This window comes from Methyloceanibacter marginalis (genome assembly GCF_001723295.1).
Classification (GTDB): domain Bacteria; phylum Pseudomonadota; class Alphaproteobacteria; order Rhizobiales; family Methyloligellaceae; genus Methyloceanibacter; species Methyloceanibacter marginalis.
On record NZ_LPWD01000149.1, the window covers coordinates 1 to 3,175 of the forward strand.

At 61.7% G+C, this 3,175-nt stretch carries 7 protein-coding genes and 1 pseudogene; all 8 read left to right on the forward strand.

The features are described 5' to 3' along the window. Nucleotides 1-242 (forward strand): DUF899 family protein (locus AUC71_RS06365; protein ID WP_141701498.1); only part of this gene is annotated, 242 nt, incomplete at its 5' end. Nucleotides 243-278: 36 nt separating this feature from the next. Then, nucleotides 279-791 (forward strand): VOC family protein, encoded by a 513-nt coding sequence (locus AUC71_RS06370; RefSeq protein WP_069623599.1) that lies wholly within the window; start codon nt 279-281, stop codon nt 789-791. Further along, entirely contained in the window at nt 788-1,141 is a 354-nt protein-coding gene (locus AUC71_RS06375) for a YciI family protein (protein WP_069623600.1), read from the forward strand. Before AUC71_RS06370 ends, AUC71_RS06375 begins: the two co-directional genes overlap by 4 nt. 1 nt (nt 1,142) lies before the next feature. Further along, complete coding sequence (locus AUC71_RS06380) at nt 1,143-1,658, forward strand: SRPBCC family protein (protein WP_069623601.1); 516 nt, start codon at nt 1,143-1,145, stop codon at nt 1,656-1,658. A gap of 24 nt (nt 1,659-1,682) precedes the next feature. Beyond that, the gene (locus AUC71_RS20930) at nt 1,683-1,940 is read left to right on the forward strand and encodes a VOC family protein (RefSeq protein WP_244500828.1); all 258 of its coding nucleotides are present in this window, start codon (nt 1,683-1,685) and stop codon (nt 1,938-1,940) included. Next, nucleotides 1,921-2,091, forward strand: a complete 171-nt coding sequence (locus tag AUC71_RS20935) for a VOC family protein (protein WP_244500829.1) — start codon at nt 1,921-1,923, stop codon at nt 2,089-2,091. Before AUC71_RS20930 ends, AUC71_RS20935 begins: the two co-directional genes overlap by 20 nt. A gap of 60 nt (nt 2,092-2,151) precedes the next feature. Beyond that, nucleotides 2,152-2,685 carry a DUF1579 domain-containing protein gene (locus AUC71_RS06390; protein ID WP_244500830.1) on the forward strand — a complete coding sequence of 178 codons (534 nt, stop codon included), beginning with the start codon at nt 2,152-2,154 and terminating at the stop codon, nt 2,683-2,685. A gap of 36 nt (nt 2,686-2,721) precedes the next feature. Continuing rightward, nucleotides 2,722-3,054: pseudogene (locus AUC71_RS06395) on the forward strand (DUF1428 domain-containing protein); the annotation flags it as partial. Between the last annotated feature and the right edge of the window lie 121 nt (nt 3,055-3,175).

Sequence of the window (3,175 nt, forward strand, 5' to 3'; positions counted from 1 at the left end):
GGGATGAGTTGCCCGGCGTCAGCGTCTTCTACAAGGACGAAAACGGCGACATCTTCCACACCTATTCAAGTTATGCGCGCGGTCTCGACATTCTGGTTGGCGCGCACAACTTCCTCGACCTGACACCGAAGGGCCGCAACGAGACGGAGATCATGGATTGGGTCAGACGCCACGACGAATACGAGGACGCTCCCAAGTCCAAGTCCTGCTGCGGCTCGGCGCAGGGCGCCGACGCAGCCTGATCGCTTAAGTCCATCGCCAAACTTTGGGAGTAGCCCATGTCGCTCGCCACGCAAAAGATCGTTCCCTGCCTCTGGTTCGACGACCAGGGGGAGGACGCGGCGAACCTCTACGTCTCGATCTTCCCCAATTCGCGCATTGGCGAGATCAGCCGCTACGGCAAGGAGGGCTTCGAGATTCACGGCCGCGAGGCCGGCACCGTCATGACCGTCGAGTTCTTCCTCGACGGTCAACGCTTCGTCGCGCTGAACGGCGGCCCGCTATTCACCTTCAGCGAGGCGATCTCCTTCCAGATCCTCTGCGACGACCAGGAGGAAATCGACCACTATTGGGAAAAGCTCACCGACGGCGGCGAGGAAGGCCCCTGCGGCTGGCTGAAAGATCGCTTCGGGCTCTCCTGGCAGGTCGTGCCGCGGGTTCTGCCCGAGATGCTGACGAGCAAGGACCACGCCGCGTCCCAGCGCGTCACCAAGGCCTTCCTTCAGATGAAGAAATTCGACATCGAAGCGTTGAAGCGCGCTTACGACGGGGAAGTTGCCGGTGCGAAATGAAATATCTTTGTCTGGCCTATGGCGGCGAGCACGACTGGAAGGCTCTCACCGAGAGCGAGCAGGCTGCACTGCTTGCCCGGGACGATGTCCTTCGGGAACGCGGCGACCTCGTAGCGGCCGTGGGTCTCCAAGTCACAACAGTTCGCGCCTGGAATGGCATCCCGGCCACGAGCGAAGGGCCGCTGACCGACACAAAGCTGCCGCTCGCCGGTTTCGGCATCATCGAGGCGGCCGATTTGAACGAAGCCGTCCGATTGATCGCGGACACCCCGTGTGCCCGCGCCAAAGGCGCGGTCGAGATCAGACCAATCACCATCATGAACGCGGCAAGTTTTGAGGAGGAGAAGTAGCGTGAACGATACTCAGGAAACGACCAGCACCGCACCCAAGTTTGTGATCTCCCGCACCTTCAAGGCCCCGCTGGACCGTGTCTGGAAGGCTTGGACCGAGCCGGAGCAAATGGCCCAGTGGTGGGGCCCGAAAGGCTTCAGCGCCGATGTGAAGACCCTCGATCTCAGGCCCGGCGGGATGTTCCACTACCGCATGCTGTCGCCGCAAGGACAGGAGATGTGGGGCCGGATGGTCTTCCGCGAGATCGTTCCAGAGGAGCGGCTGGTGTTCATCAATTCCTTCTCGGATCCAGAGTGCGGCCTCACCCGCCATCCGATGGCGCCCGAGTGGCCGCTCCAGATGCACACCACGATCTCGTTCACCGAAGCAGACGGCAAGACCACGGTCACGGTCGAATGGCTGCCCTACGAGGCGACCGAGTCCGAGTGTGAGACCTTCGACGAGGGTCGAGACTCCATGCAGGCCGGCTGGACCGGAACCTTCGAAAAGCTCGAGTCCCATCTGGACAACGCCTAGGTCTTTTTCCCACAGGAGTGCGTCATGAAACTCAATCCGTATCTGAACTTCCCCGGCACGTGCGAGGAAGCCATGAACACCTATGCCAAGGTGCTTGGCGGCGAGGTCGTGGCCCTGCTCGCTTACGGAGACATGCCGGGCGATCATCCCGTTCCAGAGGACATGCGCAAGAAGATCGCCCATGCCCGCATCGTGATGGGCGACCAGGTCATCATGCGTCGGACGCGGCCCGGACCGCTTCAAGCCCATGCAAGGCGTCTCGGTGACCCTCAACATTCCTGAGCCCACCGAGGCCGAGCGCGTGTTCAAGGCGCTCGCCGAAGGCGGCACTGCCATCATGCCTCTGGAAGAGACGTTCTGGGCCCACAAGTTCGGGGTCCTCGTCGACCGCTTCGGCACCCAGTGGATGGTCAATTGCGAGAAGCCGAAATAACCGATTGGATCGCGTTCAACCGGGCCGGTCCGTCCGGCCAATGTAGAGGAGTTCTGAAGCATGACCATGACCGAGACCAAATCTTCCGAGCAAGCCCCGGAGAATCCTTGCCCGAAGGCCGAGCCCCAGAAGGAGCACGAGTGGCTGCACAAGCTTGTCGGCGACTGGACGTGCGAGATGGAATGCTCCATGGGCCCCGATCAGCCGCCCATGGAGTCGACGGGCACCGAGAGCGTCCGGTCGCTCGGCGGCCTATGGACCATCGGCGAAGGCACGGGCGACGCGCCGGACGGCACGCCCGTCAAGAGCATCATGACGCTCGGCTATGACCCGCAGAAGCAGAAATTTGTCGGCACGTTCGTTGCCTCGATGATGACCCATCTGTGGTCCTACGAAGGAACGCTCGACGGATCCGGTAAAATCCTGACCCTCGACACCGAAGGCCCGAGTTTCACCGGCGACGGCGGTATGTCGCGATATCAGGACATCATCGAGTTCGTGAGCGACGACCACCGCACTCTGAAGTCACGCATGCCGGGCGAGGACGGCAAGTGGATCCAGTTCATGACCGCGCACTACAAGCGCAAATCATAAGCAACGCGGCGCCGGGGCCAACCGAGGAGCAACTCAATGCCATATGTCGATGGATTCATCGTTGCCGTGCCGAAGAGCAAGATCGACGCCTACAAGCGGCTGGCGCGCAAGGCCGGCAAGATCTGGAAGGAATACGGCGCGCTCGAGTTCAAGGAGTGCATCGCCGATGACGTGAAGAAGGGAAAGCTCACTTCCTTTCCGCGCAGCGTGAAGATGAAGCCCACCGAGACGGTGGTCTTCTCTTACATCGTCTACAAATCACGGAGGGACCGCGACCGCATCAACGCCAAGGTCATGAAGGATCCCCGCCTCGCCGGCATGATGGACATGAAGGACATGCCCTTCGACGGCAAGCGCATGATCTACGGAGCTTCAAGGTCGCCGTCGACCTCTAAGGCGACGTCGAACGCCTCTGACCGCCCGAGCCCAGCGGCCCAGAGCTGCCTTGGGCGCTGACGGCTGGCGCAGCTTGCGCCGCCGTCTGCGTCAC